This is a genomic window from Halomonas sp. (assembly GCF_029263665.1).
In the GTDB taxonomy this organism is placed as follows: Bacteria; Pseudomonadota; Gammaproteobacteria; order Pseudomonadales; family Halomonadaceae; genus Halomonas.
The window spans coordinates 21285-40728 of record NZ_JAJUFQ010000018.1 but is presented as its reverse complement, the minus strand read 5'-3'; the positions used below and the strand labels follow the sequence as shown (position 1 = coordinate 40728).

The 19444-nt window shown below is 59.0% G+C and carries 19 protein-coding genes and 1 riboswitch; of the genes, 5 read left to right on the top strand and 14 right to left on the bottom strand.

The genetic code is table 11. The features are described from left to right. Window positions 1-108 precede the first annotated feature (108 nt). From Q1K07_RS15950 to Q1K07_RS15940, 3 genes are all read left to right on the top strand, one after another. Window positions 109-870 (top strand): sulfite exporter TauE/SafE family protein, encoded by a 762-nt coding sequence (locus Q1K07_RS15950; RefSeq protein ID WP_300312996.1) that lies wholly within the window; start codon window positions 109-111, stop codon window positions 868-870. A gap of 137 nt (window positions 871-1007) precedes the next feature. Beyond that, window positions 1008-2642, top strand: a complete 1635-nt coding sequence (locus tag Q1K07_RS15945; RefSeq protein WP_366945086.1) for a serine hydrolase — start codon at window positions 1008-1010, stop codon at window positions 2640-2642. A gap of 149 nt (window positions 2643-2791) precedes the next feature. Continuing rightward, window positions 2792-3667, top strand: a complete 876-nt coding sequence (locus Q1K07_RS15940) for a DMT family transporter (protein WP_300312993.1) — start codon at window positions 2792-2794, stop codon at window positions 3665-3667. A gap of 20 nt (window positions 3668-3687) precedes the next feature. Here the strand turns inward: Q1K07_RS15940 and thiE are convergent, their stop codons facing one another. The 9 genes from thiE to Q1K07_RS15895 all read right to left on the bottom strand — a co-directional run bounded on the left by thiE (window position 3688) and on the right by Q1K07_RS15895 (window position 11740). Next, on the bottom strand, window positions 3688-4440 hold the full coding sequence (gene thiE / locus Q1K07_RS15935) for a thiamine phosphate synthase (RefSeq protein WP_366945085.1): 753 nt from the start codon (window positions 4438-4440) through the stop codon (window positions 3688-3690). After that, a complete protein-coding gene (gene thiM, locus Q1K07_RS15930; protein WP_300312991.1) occupies window positions 4430-5296 on the bottom strand; it encodes a hydroxyethylthiazole kinase in 867 nt (288 codons plus the stop codon). The genes thiE and thiM overlap by 11 nt, the downstream gene beginning before the upstream one ends. Window positions 5297-5330: 34 nt before the next feature. Further along, a riboswitch (TPP riboswitch) is annotated at window positions 5331-5430 on the bottom strand. A 75-nt stretch (window positions 5431-5505) separates the two neighbouring features. After that, window positions 5506-5991, bottom strand: a complete 486-nt coding sequence (locus tag Q1K07_RS15925; RefSeq protein ID WP_300312988.1) for a C40 family peptidase — start codon at window positions 5989-5991, stop codon at window positions 5506-5508. A gap of 82 nt (window positions 5992-6073) precedes the next feature. Then, window positions 6074-6418 carry a hypothetical protein gene (locus Q1K07_RS15920; protein ID WP_300312986.1) on the bottom strand — a complete coding sequence of 115 codons (345 nt, stop codon included), beginning with the start codon at window positions 6416-6418 and terminating at the stop codon, window positions 6074-6076. Window positions 6419-6646: 228 nt separating this feature from the next. Next, a complete protein-coding gene (locus tag Q1K07_RS15915) occupies window positions 6647-8749 on the bottom strand; it encodes a sulfatase-like hydrolase/transferase (protein WP_300312984.1) in 2103 nt (700 codons plus the stop codon). A gap of 98 nt (window positions 8750-8847) precedes the next feature. Then, on the bottom strand, window positions 8848-9948 hold the full coding sequence (locus Q1K07_RS15910; protein WP_300312981.1) for a zinc ABC transporter substrate-binding protein: 1101 nt from the start codon (window positions 9946-9948) through the stop codon (window positions 8848-8850). Window positions 9949-9986: 38 nt separating this feature from the next. Next, entirely contained in the window at window positions 9987-10877 is an 891-nt protein-coding gene (locus Q1K07_RS15905; protein ID WP_300312978.1) for a metal ABC transporter permease, read from the bottom strand. Next, window positions 10878-11600, bottom strand: a complete 723-nt coding sequence (locus Q1K07_RS15900) for a metal ABC transporter ATP-binding protein (RefSeq protein ID WP_300312976.1) — start codon at window positions 11598-11600, stop codon at window positions 10878-10880. Next, window positions 11600-11740, bottom strand: coding sequence for a hypothetical protein (locus Q1K07_RS15895; RefSeq protein WP_300312973.1), 141 nt, complete (start codon window positions 11738-11740; stop codon window positions 11600-11602). Before Q1K07_RS15895 ends, Q1K07_RS15900 begins: the two co-directional genes overlap by 1 nt. Window positions 11741-12066: 326 nt before the next feature. Here Q1K07_RS15895 and Q1K07_RS15890 point away from each other — a divergent pair, with 326 nt between their 5' ends. Further along, complete coding sequence (locus Q1K07_RS15890) at window positions 12067-12615, top strand: outer membrane beta-barrel protein (RefSeq protein ID WP_300312970.1); 549 nt, start codon at window positions 12067-12069, stop codon at window positions 12613-12615. Window positions 12616-12864: 249 nt separating this feature from the next. Next, window positions 12865-13449: a DUF4202 domain-containing protein gene (locus tag Q1K07_RS15885; RefSeq protein ID WP_300312968.1), complete on the top strand. Its 585-nt coding sequence runs from the start codon at window positions 12865-12867 to the stop codon at window positions 13447-13449. Between the two features lie 10 nt (window positions 13450-13459). On the opposite strand, the gene Q1K07_RS15880 is transcribed toward Q1K07_RS15885, so the two are convergent. The 5 genes from Q1K07_RS15880 to Q1K07_RS15860 are packed head-to-tail and all read right to left on the bottom strand — an operon-like array spanning window position 13460 to window position 19392. Continuing rightward, window positions 13460-14203, bottom strand: coding sequence for an ATP-binding cassette domain-containing protein (locus Q1K07_RS15880; RefSeq protein WP_300312965.1), 744 nt, complete (start codon window positions 14201-14203; stop codon window positions 13460-13462). Next, entirely contained in the window at window positions 14197-15228 is a 1032-nt protein-coding gene (locus tag Q1K07_RS15875) for an iron ABC transporter permease (RefSeq protein ID WP_300312962.1), read from the bottom strand. The genes Q1K07_RS15880 and Q1K07_RS15875 overlap by 7 nt, the downstream gene beginning before the upstream one ends. Next, complete coding sequence (locus Q1K07_RS15870) at window positions 15225-16223, bottom strand: ABC transporter substrate-binding protein (RefSeq protein WP_300312960.1); 999 nt, start codon at window positions 16221-16223, stop codon at window positions 15225-15227. Before Q1K07_RS15870 ends, Q1K07_RS15875 begins: the two co-directional genes overlap by 4 nt. A gap of 4 nt (window positions 16224-16227) precedes the next feature. Next, a complete protein-coding gene (locus Q1K07_RS15865) occupies window positions 16228-17271 on the bottom strand; it encodes a ChuX/HutX family heme-like substrate-binding protein (RefSeq protein ID WP_300312958.1) in 1044 nt (347 codons plus the stop codon). A gap of 9 nt (window positions 17272-17280) precedes the next feature. Continuing rightward, entirely contained in the window at window positions 17281-19392 is a 2112-nt protein-coding gene (locus tag Q1K07_RS15860) for a TonB-dependent hemoglobin/transferrin/lactoferrin family receptor (RefSeq protein WP_300312955.1), read from the bottom strand. Window positions 19393-19444 lie beyond the last annotated feature (52 nt).

The following is a 19444-nucleotide window of genomic DNA, read 5'->3' as shown; positions in this document are numbered from 1 at the left end:
GCAAAATCGAGAAATAGCCGCCAGAAAGGTATGCTGGGCGACTGAGCTGTTCGGAATACAATCTTCAGAACTAGCCATTCGGAACATCGTCATTCGGAAGCCCAGCCCATGGATTGGCCTAGCCTGCTATCTCCTCTACCTGCAAGCATCAGTATTCTGCTGATTCTGCTTTCCTCTCTGACATCCATGATCAGCGCTTCCATGGGAGTTGGCGGAGGCACCCTGTTGATCATGACCATGGCTCAGGTGATGCCGGCATCGGCATTGATTCCGGTGCATGGCATGGTGCAGCTGGGCTCCAACGGTGGGCGCCTGGCCATGACGCTGCGCCATGTGGAGTGGAAAGCCCTGGCAAGTTTTGTCCCCGGGGCGATCATCGGAGCCCTGGTGGCCAGCTGGTTGCTGATTCGCTTGCCGGCAGGGGTACTGGAGCTGGCCATTGCGGGATTTGTCCTGTTTACCATCTGGGGGCCTGGGCTACCTCAGCGCGCGCTGGGTCATCTCGGCACACTGATTGCCGGTGCCGTGACGACACTGCTTTCCAGCATGGTGGGGGCCTCGGGGCCCATGGTGGCCTCATTCATCAAGCAACGTGGGGGTGGACGGCAGTCCACGGTGGCCACTTTTGCTGCCTGCATGACACTGCAGCACCTGAGCAAGGCCTTTGTCTTCGGTGTGGCAGGTTTTGTCTTCCGTGACTGGCTGGGGTTGATGGTGTTGATGGTCCTGTCTGGGGTAGTGGGTACCTGGCTGGGCCTGCGCTTGCTGTCGCGCCTGTCTGAGCAGCGCTTCGATCTTGCTTTCCGCTGGGTACTGACGGTGCTGGCTCTGCGCCTGGTGTGGTTAGGTGTCACCCGATTGACAAACTGAGAAAGTCTCTCACCTGTCATTTGTGGTACTTTTTTGCGGTTAAAAGGCGATAATTCCGAGGATTTCCCTCGCTTTGGCCTGTACAGATCGGCCAAGTGGGTCATAATGCTCTCAGAGCAAGCTGGAAATTCTGGGGAATGACAATGGTGTCCGCAAGGAGTACCGGGTGGCGCTCGGCCACCTCGCTGATGCTAGTGCTGGTTGCCAGCCTGATCCTGGGCCTGGCGTCAGGCACAGCGTGGGCCAATCCGCGATATGCCGGCATCGTGGTCGATGCCGAAACCAATGAAATTCTGTATGCCGAGAATGCAGATGAGCCTCGCTATCCTGCTTCTCTGACAAAGATGATGACGCTTTATATGTTGTTCGAGGCCTTGGAAAGTGGCTCCAAGACCATGACAACGCCCTTGGCAGTGTCGTCTCATGCGGCTTCCATGCCTGCCACCAAGTTGTGGCTGAAGGCAGGCCAGAGCATTCCGGTAGAGAAAGCCATTGAAGCCATGGTGGTGCGTTCGGCCAACGACGTCGCGGTGGTGGTGGGGGAATCCCTGGGGGGGACAGAATCCCAGTTTGCCAGCATGATGACCCGCAAGGCCCAGGAACTGGGCATGCGAAACACCACGTTCCGCAATGCCTCTGGACTGCCGGATGATGGTCAGAGGACGACGGCGCGAGACATGGCCATCCTGTCCATGCACCTGATTCGTGATTTTCCGCAGTACTACCACTATTTTGCGCTGACGGAATTCACCTGGAAGGGCACTCGACACACCGGGCATAACCGTCTGCTCAAGAACTATCCGGGTACTGATGGCCTCAAGACCGGTTTCATCCGTGCCTCGGGCTTTAATGTGGCGACATCATCCGTGCACAACGGTAAGCGCATGGTGGCGGTGGTCATGGGCGGATATACCGCTGCATCCCGTGATGAGCAGATGATGAGCGTGCTGGATCGTGGCTTCATGCGTGCCTCCTTGCTCAATGGCCGTGGTTTCCTTGCTGATACCGATTTCTCCGGTGGCGAGTTGATGGACCCTTCAAGCGGCTTCCAGCCAGCCACACGACCTTCGCGTCAGATCCAGGTCGCCAGTGTCTCGTCTACAGCGCCAGCAACTACCACATACAGCGCTTCCGCGACGAGACAAGCTCCCACAAGTACTGCGGTGCAGCCATCCCGTGTCGAGAGTGTGATTCAGCCGACGCCATCTACATCCAGTTATGCCGCAACGACGCCAAGCTATTCGTCTAGCGCCTCTTATGCGTCTGCATCCGGCTCTTCGTCGACCTATAGCTCATCGGCGCGCTATGCTCCCTCGTCGGGCTCTTCCACATCGAGCATGGGCGGGAGTTCAGGGAGCAGCGCAGCATCAGCAGACCCTTTGCGTCAGCTGATTGATCGCCCGAGTGTGGCGTCCACTTCCCCACCTGCTTCAACTTACTCGACCCCCACTGCCGGCCGTAGTGTTGCGGTAGCATCGACGGCTCCGGCAGCTTCGCAACCCCAACCCTCAGTACCGTCTCAGGGCGAGGGGGACTGGGGTGTGCAGGTCGGCGCCTTCAGCAATGCGGATCATGCCCGTGTGCAAGCTAGTGAAGCAGCGGAAAAGATCTCGTCCCAGATGGCAAATGCCCGGGTATCTGTGGCACGAGCCGACAGTACCGGTGTCTATCGCGCCCGGGTCGTGGATCTGCAGGAAAGTCAGGCGCGCAGCGCTTGTCAGAGTCTGCAGCAGCAGGGCATGGACTGCATGGTGGTGCAAGCCAGCTTGTAACCGCCCAGCACCGCTCTGTTGCATGTTCATGCGTTCAGGGCGGTGCATTGTCTAGTGTTCTCCAACGCCGATGCCTAGTGCATCGGCGTTGTTGTCTATTTCCACAACGTCCATATCAAGCATGACGTCTGTTTCCAGGAGGAAAAGCTGTGTCACCATCGCTCAAGGGCATTGCCTACATGTGTCTTGGGGTGTTGTGTCTGGCATTGGGGGACGCCGTGTCCAAATGGCTGGGGGCGAGTTATTCAACGATCCAGATCATCTTCTTTCGCACCCTGATTTCCTTGCCGCTGATCGCACTGTTGGCGTATTTCTCCGGAGGGCTGGGCAGGCTCCGCACCAGGCGCCCCAAGGTGCATCTGTTGCGTGGTTTGATCTATGCAGGGGCGATGGCCTGCTTCGTGACAGGGCTGACGATGCTGCCACTGGCGGAAGCGACGGCCATCGCTTTCGCAGCACCGTTGTTTGTCAGTCTGCTGTCGGTCCCTTTGCTGAATGAAAAGGTCCAGCCTTCGGTGATACTGGCTTCTCTGATTGGCTTTGTGGGGGTGCTGGTCGTCGTGAGGCCAGGTTTTTCGGGGGTATCTCTTGGAGCCCTGTTCGCCTTGGGAGCCGCCCTGTTCTACGCATTGATGATGATCACATCGCGCCGCTACGGGACGCGAGAGCATCTCTGGGCCATGGTCTTCTACATGGCCCTGGTGCCCTTTGTGCTTTCCAGCTTCATGCTGCCCTTTGTATGGCAGACGCCAATGGCGTGGCATTGGCCCGGCTTTCTGCTTTCAGGCACCTTGGGAGTGGGCGCCACCGTCTTTATCACTCTGGCCTTTCGCCATGCTCCTGCGGCCATTGCCGCTCCTTTCGATTACACCGCCATGTTATGGGCGGTGCTGCTGGGATGGGGCATCTGGGGTGAAGTGCCGGATATCTGGGTTCTGCTCGGCGGTACCCTGATCATCGGCAGTGGCCTGCTGATCGCCTATCAGGAAGGGCGCACTTCGCTGAAGAGACGACCTACGGTCTGAGACCGGCTGTAAGCTGTGAATTATAGCTTTGAGTTATAAGCTGTAAGCTTTAAGTAACCCCCGAACCCAGGCTTTTGTCTGTGATCCAGGGGGACTGGACGGCTCGTGACTCGATACTCGTGGCTATGGCTTACGGCCCACTCCTTCACCAGCACTTGAGTCGCGGCCTGAGGGTCGGGTTGCCCGCAGATGGCGGAGACAACGGCCATGCCATCGGCGCCGCTGGCGCGTACCTGAGCGGCATGTTCAGCCTTGAGACCGCCAATGGCCACATTGGGCAGGGGACTGGCACTCACCAGTCTTGCCAGCCCGGATAAGCCTAGTGGGGTGGCGTGGTCGCTCTTGGTAGAAGTAGCAAATACTGGGCCCAGCCCAAGGTAGTCCAATGCGGCGCGATCCAGCTTGTCCAGCTGGGTATGGTTCTGCACCGACAGGCCAATGATGGCCTGCTCCCCCAGCAGTCGGCGGGCTTCGCCGACATCCCCATCTCCCTGGCCCAGATGCACACCATCCACTTCTGCCGCCAGGGCAACCTCGACACGATCATTGATCACCAGGGGGACACCTGACCCGTCCAGCAATGTCTTGAGCCGCCGGGCGATAGCGATCAGCTCGGCGTCACTGGCATGCTTGTCACGCAGCTGTACCAAGGTGACGCCTCCACGCACGGCAGCCATCACGGTTTCTTCCAGTCCCTGAGTTGCACACAAGGCTGGGTCAGTCACCAGATAGATGGCGAGCTGTTCGGGGCGGAAGCGGCGTTCAGCAGACATGATCGATCTCCACGGGGGCGAGATGAGAGAAGGTGCTTTCGTTGAGGTTGTACAGGGCATCGAGGAAGGCGCTGGAAAAGCTGCCGGGGCCGTTGGCTGCAAGGCCTGCCTGGCGCCCGGCTTCTGCATAGCAGGCCAATGCAGCGATGGTGGCTTCGAAGGTGTCGCTGCCTCTGGAAATGAAGGCGGCGATCACTCCTGTCAGGCTGCAGCCTAGCGTGGTCACCCGTGGCATCAGTTCATGTCCCCCGGGAATACGAGCCAGCCGCTTGCCATCGGTCACCAGATCGACCTCCCCGGTGACGGCGACCACGGCCGATGTGGCGTTGGCCAAGGCAATGGCCGCCTGGAGAGCCTCATCAGTACCGGCAGTAGTGTCAACGCCGCGACCACTATCGGCCTGGTGTGCAAGCGCCATGATTTCCGAGGCATTGCCTCGAATGACGGTCGGCTTCAGGGCAAGTAGTTGCGCTGCGACATCGCGGCGATATCGGGTGGCACCAACCCCGACGGGGTCGAATACCCAAGGCTTGCCATGTTGCCGGGCACTACGTGCTGCCATGAGCATCGACTTGACCCAACTCGCCGAGAGCGTGCCGATATTGATGGTCACGGCATCGGCCAGAGCCGCAAATTCCGAGACTTCCTCTGGAGCATGAACCATGGCAGGCGATGCACCCAGCGCCAGCAGAATATTGGCCATGCTGTTCATGGCGACAAAGTTGGTCAGATTATGAACCAGCGGTGGGGTTTGGCGGAGTTCCTGCAGATGAACACCGAGAACGTCCGGTGAGAGTGTTGTGGTAGCCAAGCTGGGTGGCATGGTGTTGGATGGCATGGAAGAGCGGAATGACATCATTGCCTCCAGGCGGAGGCATGTGGAGACACGGCATCATGCCATGTCGACTCCCTCCGCCGGTATGATCCGGTTCAGGTTCAAAGGGTACGTCTCAGCCGTCCGACGATCCCACGGCGCCCCTGTCGAAGGCTTTCACTATCCTTGTTCCGCGCCATGCTGTAAAGCCAGCGTGGAACCCGCTGCGAGATGCATTGATGTGTGAGCCCTTATGGTGCGGGAGCAGCAGCACCGACGAAATGTTCGCGCCAGTAATCCAGGGCAAGGGAGGTGGTGGTCACCCTACGTCCGCTACCTGGAGCATGTACCATGGTGTCATCGCCCATGTAGATGCCCACGTGGCTGACTCCGGAACCCTTGCCTGTGGAGAAGAACAGCAGGTCTCCCGGCCGGGCAGAGTCGATGGGGGGAAGATTGTCATATTGAGACTGGGAGGTACGTGGCACCGAGATGCCAGCCCTGGAGTAAGCCATCTGGACCAGGCCGGAGCAGTCCATGCCGCGTTCATCGTTGCCGCCGTAGCGATACGGCGTGCCTATCGCGCTCCTGGCTTCCGTCAGTACCAGCGCGCGTTCCATGGACAAGCCCTGGGAGCCATCCTGAGTCGAGAGCTGAGGAGAAGAGCAGCCGGCCATGACCAACATCGTCAGTAGCCAGGGCAGGACGCGAACGAAGGGAAAAGGCGCAGGCACCATTGGCGCAATCCTTGCTGAGATGGATGCTGTACAAAGGTAGCCGGTTGGCGGTAGTGAGCCAAGCGCCAATATCCCGACTTCCTCATCGGAAGGAAATGCGCGTACCACTGGCCAGCATTTCATCCGGTGTCATGGGATGGCCTGGCACGCCGATCATTTCATCACCACACTGGTCGGCCCAGGTCAGTACGCCATGGGTCAGTCTTGTTTCGCCAAGGACTTCGCGGACTTCTCCTGTACCGAGAAAGGTGCGCGTCTCGCCATGTTCATCGCAAAGTTCAGACACGCCATTGGCATGGTGAAAGCGCACGGTACAGATACCATCCATGGACTCGACTTCGACAATGGGCGAAAAGCCATGAGATAGGGCGTGGACCAGCTCCTTGAGGGTAATCTGCCGGCCCAGGGTATCGCTGATATTGGACATGGTGAACTGCCTCATCAAGGGCAATGAAGGTTGCCTTTGTTCAGACTGGTCCAGGTCCGTGCATCTGGCAAACCCAATTTTGCATGGCGCCTGCTGAGAGGAGTGCCCCGCATATCCGCACAGCTGCCGCAACAGCCGAAAAAGGGGAGACGGATGTCTCCCCCTTGTCGTGACAGGGCTATTTGTAACAGGACGATGACGTTGCAGGTTACCTGGCCGTCTCGGGAGTCAATGCACAGCCGCTATTTTGTGGGCATCCTGCCTCTGGGTATCGAGGTTCAGTGCTTCGCGGCGAATTCGCCAGTCTTCGAGGGCCAGGTGCGCGCGGGCCTGTTGCGCTTGCTGCTGCAGGGTCTCGGAGGGGGACTGTGTCGCAGCGAGAGTGCCTTCGTCGGTCCAGTGATAGTAAGTCGGGTCAGCCAGGTTGGTGACGGCGCCATCGGTACTCACCAGCATGCCTATTCCTCCATCCTCCTTGTTGAAGGATAGTGCCATGGGCAGCGGTGAAGGCTGATACAGGTCCCTGCCTCCCCAGGGCACTTGGGCCTGAGATAGTGAATGGGCCCAGAGTGTCGGGAAGATATCCCGATGACTGGTCCATTGTTCGCGCTGAGGCTGGCCACCGTTACGGTATGGTTCGGGAATCCACATCAGGATCGGTACGCCGAATTGATCGAATAGGTTGTGGGTGTCCGGATACCGGATGATCGAGCGTGAATTATGGTCACCCGTTGCAGCGAACAGCGTATGGTCGAGCAGGCCATCCTGCTCAAGCTGGTCGAGGAAGCCCCCCATGGCATCGTTGGCATATTGGTATGTCTGCAGGATGGAGGTGCCCATGTCCGGCGAGACGGCCAACTCATCACCCAGCAGGGAAACATCCAGCGGGCCAGGCTGATAGCTGTCCGGAATATGGTAGGGGGGGTGATTGGTGATCGAAAGCATGGTCAGCATCACCTTCTCGCCTCGAGCATCTGCTTCCTTCAATAGCTGGTTGGCATAGCGGAACATCCACTCGTCATCGAGCCCCCAGGTGCCGCCTGTCGCTTTCGGGAAGCGCTCGCGGATGGCACTTTCGCCCAGTACCTCATCGAAGCCCTGGCGCTTCAGGGCATCTTCAAGGTTGCGCCACTGGGCCGGTCCCGAAGTCAGGAATACCGTGTGGTAGCCCGCCTGTCGATAAGGCAAGGCGACAGAGGTCGAGTAGGTGCGATAACCGTAACGGCTCTGGGTCAGGGGGCTGATAGGTGTATCCAGCAAAATGCCTTCCAGGCTGGGATGTGTGCCATTCTCCGCGGAGAGCGCATGCGGGAAGTAATCTGCCTTTTCCTCCAGCCAGGGGCGCAGCCGACCCAGCAGGTCGTTTTGCTGTGGGTCGTCGAAATCCATCGGGTGGCGTCCCCAGCTTTCCATCAGGCTGAGGACAACATGAGGTGGATGCTGTGCGGCGGCAGGATTGGGTATCGTCGTTTCGATCATCCGCGAGGCCAGCTCACTGTCGCTGGTGACATCGCTCCAGCCCAAGGCATGGGCCGCTTCCTGTGCAGAGGCATAGCCATAATGTTCAAGCCCTTCACCAGGATCGTCGCTGATGGTGGATACCTGACGCTCCTTCAGGGCCAGGTAAAGTGCCTGAGGACCACTGGGTACCAGGTCGTTGACGAAGGCGTTTGAGGACACAGACATGTGCATTTCACGCAGAGGGAAGGTGCCGAAACTGCCACGTCCCAATCCAGCGAGGGCTACCACGGCAGCGATGACCAGTATTGCCGAGGCTGGTGTGCTCAGCGTTCGTCTGGTCCGGTGGTGGCCGCGCTGCATCAGGGTGATCTGGATGCCGGTCATGAGGATCAGTGCAACGACCAGCGGGACAAGAGGATAGTCATTCCACACTGTTGCCAGTACGGCTTGAGTGTCGTCTTCGAATAGACCGAAGATCAGGGAATTGATTGGCCCCTGATAAAAACTGAAAAAGAAATGGTTGATCAGGGCCAGCAGATTGACCAGCAGCATGATCAGGACTGCCCATGGCAACCAGCCTCGACGCCAGGCGGCGATGGCAGGGCGCGGGAAGACCAGTAGCACAGTGGCAATCAGTAACCATGGCCCCAGCAGGGTGGCCATGAGCTTGGCATCGAAGCGTATGCCAATCCAAAAGGCTTGCAAGACTTCGGCCAGGGGGGCATTCAGTGGGTCAGGCGCATTCAGCCATAGCAATAGCCCGCGCATGACGGTCAGTGTCACAACGCCGGCCAGGCCCAGTCGCCATAACTGGCGATTCAGTTCGCGCCAGTGCTCCCAGCGCGAAATCTTCACGGTATCGTCACGCATATGTCATTCCGTCATGTTAATGCGGCGAATACTATAGCGGGCTAACAGTATGGTGACGATACAGAGAGGTCGTTAGTGGTGCTTCTGCCTGGTGTGTATCAGTGCTTGTGGGTTTCTTCCTGGTGGCCCTCTTCCTGATGCTGGGCATCAGCCAGACCGGCATGCAGCACTTCAGCGTTGTGCAGCATCATGCCTAGATAGTGGGAAGTGGGCCCACTTTCGGACAAGGCGCCGGTGTAGAGAGTGCCCGCAATAGGCAGGCCAGTCTCTTCTGACAGTTGCTGCATCAGGGCCGGACCCACCATGTTTTCCTGGAACAGCGCCGGGATATTGCGCTGCTTGATGATTTCGATCAGCTTGACCAGATCGGCGGCAGAGGGCTCTGCATCGGTGGAGAGTCCTACCGGCGACAGGAAGCCGATGCCATAGGCTCGCTGGAAGTGCCCAAAGGCATCGTGGTCAACGATGACATAGGTATCATGCGGTACGGCGTCGAGCAGCTCGTGGATATGAGCGTCCGTCGCCTTGATTTCCTTGATATAGGCATCAGCCTGGGCACGATAGTCCTGCTCATGCTCGGGATCGACGGCAATCAGGCCATCGCGGATATTGGCAGCGTAGATGGCTCCTGCACTTAGATCCAGCCAGGCATGTGGATCGAACTTGCCATGCTCATGGCCTGCATGTGCCTCGGACTCGGCGTGCTCCTCAGCATGCTCTTCGTGGCTGCTGTGGTGTTCTTCTTCATCGTGCCCGGCATGTCCTCCATGCTCCTGATGATCTGCGTGATCTGCGTGATCTGCGTGATCTGCGGCATGTTCCATGGAAAGGCCGCTGTAAGGCAGAGGTTTGGTACCTTCGCTTGCTGTCACCAGTTCGCCTTGATAGCCGCTGGAATCCAGCAGGCGATTCATCCAGCCTTCGAACTGCAGGCCGTTGAACACGACCAGGTCCGCTTCGGCCAGGGCGCGCGCATCGCTGGGGCTGGGCATGTAGACGTGCGAGTCACTATCCGGCCCCACCAGGGAGGTCACCTCCACGTGCTCTCCACCGACATTGCGAGCCATATCGGCCAGAATGCTGAAGCTGGTCACCACCTGAATCGGCTGGGCCTGCGCCAGTGAGGTAAACCCAAGAGTGACGAGGGCTACGGCGATGAGTCGAGACTTGGTACAGGGCAATGCAGATGGCAATGGCATGATGAGTGGCTCCTGTTGAGGCGATGGTGCGGGTGATGTCATTCGTTCATGTCGGCGCCAAGCGGCGTAGCCCGGCGGCGCCGGCGAGCAGACAGACTGTAGTGGCGGCCAAATATCGCCGAGAAAAGATAGGCCACACCGGCCAGCAGAATGATGGCGGGGCCGGATGGCAGGCTCAGGTGGTAGGACAGCAGGAGGCCTCCACTGCTGGATACCAGGGCAACCAGCACCGAGATCATGATCAGCCCTTCCAGGCGGGTACTCCAGAAGCGAGCGGTAGTGGCAGGCAGCATCATCAGGCCTACGGCCATCAAGGTGCCCAGAGTCTGAAACCCGGCGGTCAGGTTCAAGACCACCAGGCCGAGGAAAATGCTGTGGACCAGCCCGCCACGCACCCCTTGCCCACGCAGGAACAAGGGGTCCAGGCACTCCACCACCAAGGCCCGGAAAATTACGGCCAGGATGATGATGATCAGGCTGCTGATCAACGCGATCAACAGCAGCGCGGTACTGTCCACTGCCAGTATCGAGCCGAACAGCACGTGGGTCAGGTCGACACTGCTGCCGGCAAGCGAAACCAGCATGACACCACCCGCCAATGAGATGAGAAAGAAGCTGGCCATGGAGGCGTCTTCCCGGTGCCCTGTCATCTGCGAAACGCTACCGGCGAGCAGCGCCACCAGGATGCCGGACAGCATGCCACCCAGGCTCATGGCTGGTAGAGAGAAACCCGCCAGCAGAAAGCCCAGCGCCACGCCAGGCAAGATGGCATGGGACATGGCATCACCGATGAGGCTCATGCCGCGGAGCACAAGAAAGACGCCCAGGGGAGGTGCTGCCAGCGACAATGCCAGGCTGGCCACCAGGGCACGATTCATGAAGGCATAGTCGAAGGGAGCGATAAACCAGGCGTAGAGAGTTTCTAGCATTCAGTTGGTTCCTGGGAAGCTCAGAGGAAGCCGCGGAGGTCGCGATAGCTGGCCAATGGTATAGCGGTCGAGCAGTGCATCTGGCGTGGCCCAGCGGCCATGGCCTTCTGCCAGGATCAGCACATCGTCGGCCAGCTTGCTGAGGTGCACCATATCGTGCAGGACGATCAGAATGGTGGCGCCCTGTCTGGCCATGTCGCGCAGTACTTCCATCAATACGTCCACGGTGTCGGTATCGACGTTGGCGAATGGCTCATCAAGCAATAGCAGCTCCGCTTCCTGCATCAAGGTACGCCCGATCAGAGCACGCTGACGTTGTCCTCCGGACAGTTCTCCCAGAGGGCGATGCGCCAGGTGTGAAATGCCCAGGCGAGTCATGATTTCGCGGCCACGGCGATAGTGCGCACCACAGTACCCCTTGAAGGCACCATGGCTTGGCCAGGTGCCGGTCATGATCAACTCCTCGACACTCATCGGAAAGCTCAGGTCGAGAGCGAGCTGCTGGGGCAACCAGGCACGACGTACCGCAGGTACCTGGCATTCCACGGAACCTGATACAGGAGAAAGCGTGCCCATGATGGCCTGTATCAAGGTGCTCTTGCCGGCACCGTTGGCCCCGATCAGGGCGGTGATGGCAGCATCCTGGAAGGTCCCGTCGATATGTTCGAGTACTGTGCGCCCACCGCGGGCCAACTGGAGGTCCTTGAGTTGCAAGCGTGACATCAGTGCCACCACCCCGCAGACCAGGAGACCGCCAGCCACAGAGGTATCAGGGGAATCAGTGCATATATCAGCCGACGCCCCACCGATAAGGACATCAGCGAAAAGTGGCACGGCCCTTCTGGGCGGTGACGGTGGGACATGAGAAGAACTCCGAAACAGGGAAGGTCTGACAGAAAGGCTATAACATAACAAAAGTGTTGCCGGGATGCTAAGCCCGCGTCCATGCAGACTCGTACCACCATGGTGCTTACTGCAATCCATGGTATTTCCTGCAGCCATGGCGCTGCCCGCCAGTCACGATGCTTGCTACGAATAGGGGATTGCCTATGACAGCATGACGGGGAACTTTTTGCTGAACTGTTGATATAGAACCTGCACAAGCGCCGATTTCGAGATAAACTGAACTACTGATGCTTGGCGATTGAGGGGTGCATGCCAGGCGATGAATATCATATGGAGCTGTGTCATGTCATTGAAGGTGCGTCTGGCAGCGCTATTGGCCATGGGCCTGGGCTTTGGCCTGTTTATGTCGTCCAGTTGTATCGCTGGTGGCAATAGTGGTTTTTATATTGGTGCCGGTGCTGGACAGATGCAGGGCGATGATGATTTTGATGACGAAACAGGCCTCGGCAAGGTGTTTGCAGGCTACAACTTCGGTTGGCTGCCCTTCCTCGATATTGGCGCGGAATTGTCATACCTCAATAGTGGTGAACTCAACGGCAAGGTCGATGATACTCGCGCCACCCTGGAAATAGAGAGTTGGCAAGCCATGGGGATTGCAGGCCTCAGCTTCGGGCCGCTAGGAGTGTACGGCAAAGCAGGTTTCGCTGACTGGGAAGGTGAGCGCCGTGGGCATAATCTCGACCATGACTATTCCGGTACCGATCCGGTATACGGGCTGGGTGCGCGCATGCAGTTGTTCGACGTGACAGGCCGCCTTGAGGTCGAGCGCATCGATACCGATGACCTCGGCAATATCGATAGCATTACCGGAAGTGTCATCTACACCTTCTGATCCTGCTGCGCGGAAAGACTCCAGAAAGGGCCGATGCTTTGCATCGGCCCTTTTGCCATGTCGATTCCTTCACTGTGTGACGGCCCAGGCCATAAAAATACGCATCGTGTGAAAGTGTTAGCTAGATGAAAGTATTGGTCATATGAAAGTACTGGCCGTATGAAATTACTGGTCGTATGGAAGTACCATAGGCAACAACCGTGACAGCCTTGGCTGCCCTATTCAGCGTTTTCCAGATCCGGAGGCGACATGACGACCCCATACAACAAAGCGCTGAGTGCGCTGGACACCATGCATGCTGAAGACCCGCGCAGAGTAGAGGTAAATGGCCAGTCTCTACCGCTGGAGTTGTGGCACGCCGAGCGCATGAATGCCTGGCTCGAGCAGTTGGTGGAGGCGCCTGGCGAGTGTCTGATCCTGGCGGTGCGGGCTCAGCACCTCAAGCGTTGGGAGGTGCCCCGCAATCAATACCCGGAGGGGCGCATCGGTTATCTGACCTGGCGGCGCGACCAAGGTAAAAGGGCTGCCGAACTGGCTTCCGAAGCTTTGCTGGAAGCGGGCTACAGCACACAGGATGCAGAAGAGACCGCGCGCATGATTCGCAAGCAAGGGCTAGGACGTGATCCCGGCACTCAGGCAGTGGAAGACTGTGCTTGCCTGGTGTTTCTGGAAAACTACTTTGCCGACTTTTCCCACCAGGTTGATCATGATCACTTGATCCGCATCGTGCAGAAAACCTGGGCCAAGATGTCTCCCAAGGCCCATGAGCTGGCGTTGGCCTTGCCCATGGACGGAGACGCTCGCGCTCTGGTGGAAGAAGCTCTGGCGGGGTGACGGCTGGGGTTCAGCGTTTTAGCGCTAGCCAATGGCCACGATCGCTCGGGTGGGGAATGTCTTCCAGTTCTGCTCGATAGATGTGGGCTAGTTGCTGGGCGCGGAGTACTTCGTCCGGTCTTCCGGCAGCAATGCGCTGCCCGTCGTTCAAGAGCCAGATCCGGTCGGCGAAACTGCTTGCCAGGTTGAGATCATGAAGCACGCAGATCACGCTCAGATCGTACTGACGGGTCAGCCTTCGCAGCAGTCGCATCAGGCTTTGTTGCTGGCCGATATCCAGGGCGCTGGTGGGCTCATCGAGCAGCAGATAACGCGTCCCGAGCACCGGGCCATCGAGTTGTGCCAGGGCTCGGGCGATCATGACGCGCTGCAGTTCTCCTCCGGACAGTGTCAGCACGCTACGTTCGGCCAGGGACGTCAGGTCAAGTTCGTGCAACCAGGGCTGTGATACCTGCCCCTGGGCCCCGAGGGTGACCAGTTCCTCCACGCGCCAGGCGAAGATGGGACGATCTTTCTGGGCGACCACTGCGCGCCGAGCTGCGAGAGCCTTTGCCGGCCAATGGCTCAGGCATCGGCCATCGAGGTGGACACTGCCTTGGTCGGGGCAGTGGAATCCGGATAGCAACCCAAGCAGGGTGCTCTTGCCGGCACCATTGGGACCAATGATGACCAGCAACTCGCCAGTGTCGATGTGCGCATTGAATGGGGCCAGATACGGCGGCCCCTTAAGACCCGCTTCTTTCAAGGTCAGCATGCAGGCCGTTCCCGTAATACGAGCCAAAGGAAATAGGGGCCGCCAAGCAGACTGGTCAACAGCCCTACAGGAATTTCTGCCGGACTGGCCAGAGTGCGAGCCAGGCCATCGGCAATGATCAAGAGCAAAGCTCCACCCAGCATGGCTGCTGGCAGCAGGCGCTGATGACCTGGTCCGATCCACAGGCGCAAGGCGTGTGGCACCAACAGGCCGATGAAACCTATGATGCCGGCCAGGGCAACGCTGGCTCCCACACCCAATGCGGTTGCCAGGACGACCCGGCGACGCAGGCGTGCTGTATCGAGACCTGCGCCATGGGCAGTGAAGTCTCCCAGTTGCAGCAGATCGAGGTCGTTACGGCTACGCATCAGCCCCCATAATGCGATGAGAGCGCAGCACCACAGGCCGATGACTGAGGGCCAAAGCGCATTGGCCAGACTACCCATCCCCCACAGACTGAGCTGTCGGAGCTGCTGGTCGTTGGCCATAAAGGCCAGCACGCCACCGCCGGCACCTGCGAGCGTATTGATGGCAAGCCCCGCCAGCAACAGGGTCAACAGGGCGTTGCCGCCAGGGGCCCGGGCACCAATGGCAAAAATGACAAGACCTACCCCAAAAGCGCCAAGGAACCCCGCGACAAACTGGCCATAAAGACCAAGACTGCCTGTCGCGCCATCCAGCATCACGATCCATATCGCGACGGCAAGCCCTGCACCACTCGCCATACCGAGCAGGGTCGGATCAGCCAGAGGGTTGCGGAACAGGCCTTGCATGGCGGCACCACTTCCCGCCAGGAGTATGCCGATTCCCAGTCCCAGCAACAGGCGAGGAACACGCAGTTGCCACCAGATCTGCCAGGTGGTGGCGTTGGCATTTCCACTGAGCATGTCCCAGGACAGTCCCAGGGCTCCAGTACAGGCAGACCACAGCAAGGCAGCCATCAGGGCAATGACCAGGCCTGCCAGAAGGCCAGGACGCCAAGGGCTGGGAAGTGTGCTGGAGCAAGGCCGGGCTACATGATTCATGGTGCAGCCTGCATATTTTCGGTAGATACGTTCCTGGCAAGGGGACTCAGGGCATGATGCAGCTTGATCAGGGCCCGGGGTGTCCGTGGTCCCATTCCCATCAGCGCCACTTCATCCACCGCCACGAAGTGGTGTGACTGGCCTGCAGGTGTCATGGCCAGTCCCGGTAGCTGCCATAGTGCTTCATTTCCACCCAATGCATCGAGACCGTCATGCGACAGGATGACTACATCCGGAGCCGCACTGATCAATCCTTCTGCCGAGACGCTCTTGTAGCCCTGAAGAGTAGCGAAGGCATTGGTGGCACCCAGAGCATCGATGATGTCCTGGGCGATAGTATCCTGGCCGCCTACCATGGGTGTCATGCCACTGTGGTGGAGCATGAACATGATGCGCAGCCCCGTCAGGGGAGACAGGCTTCTGAGCTGCTCCTGATCGGCATCGAGTTCGGCAACCAGGGCATCTCCTTCGGCTTCGCGGTCCAGCGCCTGAGCGATCTCTTGCACCTTGGCATCCAGTTCGGCGAGACGAGGCTGTGACTGGAGAGTAATCAGCTCCACGCCACTGGCTTCGATTTGCGCCAACACTTCACTAGGGCCGGCAGAAGCGCTGGCGATGACGCGTTGTGGATGCAGGCTCAGTACGCTTTCCCCGGAGAGTCGACGTAGATAACCGATCGAAGGCAGCCTGGCCAGAGCAGGCGGGAAGGTGACGGTGTCATCTCGGCCGATGACGGTATCCGCCTCTCCCAGGCGTGCGACGATTTCGGCCACATCACCCCCGAGAACCAGTGTTGTGGGCGTAGTGCCTTCCTCTACACGAGCTGGCTCGAGTGCTGCCGCAGCCCCGCTGCTCAGTCCTCCACTCAGCACCAGGTATCCTGCCAGGACCAGATAACGAAGGGAGCGATAACGGAGCGAGCGGTAACCAAGCACAGCATCGCTCGCACACTGGTACAGATGGCCAAGGGCATGCTTTGACGTGAGCACTGTCATGGCCTCATGCCGCCGATTCACGGTGACTGAGGGTGTCCAGCAGGTTGCGCCAGGCAGTGGACTCAGGACTGCCTTCACGGCGTTCACTGAAAATCTGCAAGACCAGCTCACCATTGGCATCAAAAGCTTCAAGGCTGGTGGCGCCACCATCACGGTTTGGTTTGAACACGGCCCATGTCTGCGCAATGTTGGCATCATCAAGGTGCAGGGTGGCATCTTCGGCAAACAGGTTGAGCCAGCCACGTTTGCGTTCAGGAACAGGAATGCACCCGGTGCGAATCTGTACACAACCAGGACTGGCCACAAACAGCATCAGTGACTGAGCTGTTGCCGCCGCTCGTTCCAACAGATGTTCGATACTGTGCTTGGTCAGTGCGCGCGTGAAGTGCCCTTCCATGAGTGCATTGGCATCGCGACGGCTGAGCTTGTGACGGCGTAGCAGGCCGAAGAACTGGTGCACGTCAGTGAGTCCTGCCCACTCTTCTGCAAGCCCCTGCGGAGGACTGGTCGGGGAAGAGGTGGACTGTGGCAGCTGCTCCCCGGTGAAGCAAGGTGGATGATGGTTGCCTTCCTGCCATAAGGCTTGCCACGCCGAGGTTGAGTCGCCTTCCAGGCGGAAGGCCTTGTGCACGGCACGACCATGCTGGTCGAACACCTGCAGGCTCAGGCGCTCGCCATCGGGAAGTGAATCACGAATCAGGCAGCACCAGTGCCAATGAGCAAATATCAGGCGCAGGTCGAGGCCGCCGGGATCCAATAGCAGCCCAGCTTGACCGCCTCCGCTCAGGGAGGGGTATTCACCCTTCTGCTCGAGTACCGCGAGGGTTGAGCGTGTCAGTGCCTTGACCTGGCCCAGGGCATGCAGTCGGGCGGCGATGTCCTGAGGCGAATGAGGGAGCGTGATCACGTCCTGGCCAAGACGGGCTGCCTGGAGTTCGCCTTCACTGATATCCAGACGCCCGGCGATGCTGATGGCCGGTGTGTAGGGCGCTGTGTCGCGTATGGCATACAGTGCCTCGAGGATAGCGTTGCGTTTGTCGTCGCTCATGGAAGCCTCCTACCACTGATAGCTGATATTGGCGAGCAGACTGCGGCCTTCGCCGAGGCTGCCGTCCGGGCGGTACCATTCCTGGTCGGCCACGTTGGCCAGGCGCAGGGAGGTGGACAGGGCCGTTGTAGGCTGCCAGGCCAGTTGCAGGTCATTGAGGCCGTAACCCGGCAGGTGAGGCGTGTCATTGTTGCCATCGAAGTCCTGGGCAAAGCGTCCGCGCCAACCGACTGTCAGGTCACTGCGGGTAAAGTGCCAGTCGGCTCCCAAGGTGGCTTCGAGGGGCGTCTGATTCTCGAGTCCTTCGCCGCTGTCTCGATCCTTGCCTGAGACCTCCGAGAGCGCAGCAAAGGTATTCAGCGCGGGCAAATCCTGGGGCTGGTAACCCAGGCGCAGGTCGTAACCCCACAGGTGGGCACGGCTGACGTTCACTGCCTGGGTCGTACCTGCGAATAGATCGACAGAGGTGTCGATGAAGTCATCGGCGCGAGTATCGAAATAGCTGCCGCGCAGGGAAAAGTCGCCTTGTTGCCAGGAGAAGCCGCTTTCCCAGGTGTGACTGGTTTCCGGGTCCAGATCGGGGTTGGGGATCCAGTAGTTGTCGGGAACACAAAAGGCAGACCCTGCGCAGAATCCACTGAAATGGCGGTCAGTCGCGTAGAGCTCATTCAGGGTTGGAGCACGAAAGGCTTCTGCATAACCGGAATAGACAACCCATGCATCATTGGGACGCCAGGATAGGCGTATCTTGGGCGATACGTGGTCTTGATCACTGTCGCGATCCTCGTCGTCGGAGGCACGATAGTTGTCGTAGCGTAGTCCCAGGCCAAGGTCGAATTCACCGACCCCTCCTGCTTCGAGATAGCGACCTACCGTCAGGGTATCGTCGAGATAGAGCGCTGCTGTGTCGATGGTGGAATCCGGGAACCCGGTAGCGCCGCCGCCGGGGTCCTGTCTGGCATGTTCCAGTTCGGCACCGAATACCAGAGTCTGATTTAGCCAACCATGCTGGAAGCGTTGGTAGCCGTCGCTTTGCAGGCCATAACGGGTCAGTGTTCGTGAGGCCTCGTCGTCGATATCTTGACGGCTCAAGCTAAGCCGGGTTTCCAGCTGGGTATCACTGGATGGTGTCCACAGGTGGGCAAGCTGGACGTTATCGCTGGTGACCTTGCGGTCGACTTCAGGGCTGCTTGACGACACGTCCATCAGTTGTGGATTCGAAGGCTGGCGGCTGTCTTCAGCGTAGTGTTGCCAACTGGCTTCCAGGCGCTGGGCATTATCGAGTTGCCAACCGCCCTTGGCCAAGAGACTAGCGAGTTGGGCATCGTTGCTGGCATCGTCACCGCCGGCACGCCGGATATCACCAGAATCACGGTAGCCCAGGGCGAGCAGGCCATCCAGGTTGCCTGTTCCTGCATCACTGCGTCCGAACAGGGTGAGTTGAGCGCCGGTCTCGTGAGCTCCTGTGTCCCCGGAAACGGATAGACGAGCACCACTGCTTTCCCCAGGTGCCAGCAGATCATCGGCATCTACTGTCGTCAGGCTGACGACGCCGCCCATGGCATTACCACCATAAAGACTCGACAAGGCGCCTCGAGCAATCTGGACCTCCTTGATCAAAGCAGGGTCAAGGAAGGCATTACCAAGATGGCCGGTATCGATGTCCTGACGGATGCCATCCATGCGAATCAGCACGCCTTCGTTGTCAAAGCCACGCATGCTTAGAGTCTGGCCATTGCGGCGTCCACTGCCACTGACATGAACTCCAGGTTGCTGGGAGAGCACATCTTCCCAGCTTGAGGCTGTCGCGAGTACCGGGTCATCCCGGGTGATGATATCGATGATCATCGGCGTGCGGTGAATGTTGCCCGGCAAGCGCGTACCGGTCACGATAACAGTGTCCGTGTCCGCCTCTTCCTGTCTGGCCGTTGTGCTGTTGCTGCTCTTGGCAGAATGAGTGCCCGTTGCACTGAGAGGGGCAGTATTGCGATCGGCAGTATTACTACTGATGGCCTTGTTATTGGCAGTGCCTGTATCTTCAGCCTGCAGGTCAGGGGCGAAAAGTGCAGGGGTGAAAAGTGCCACAGCCAGCCAGCTGCCACTGTGCACGATCTTGTTCATCGTCATGTCTTCCGCAAGATGTCGGCTGGCTGAGGCAATGGCCCTGGCTGGC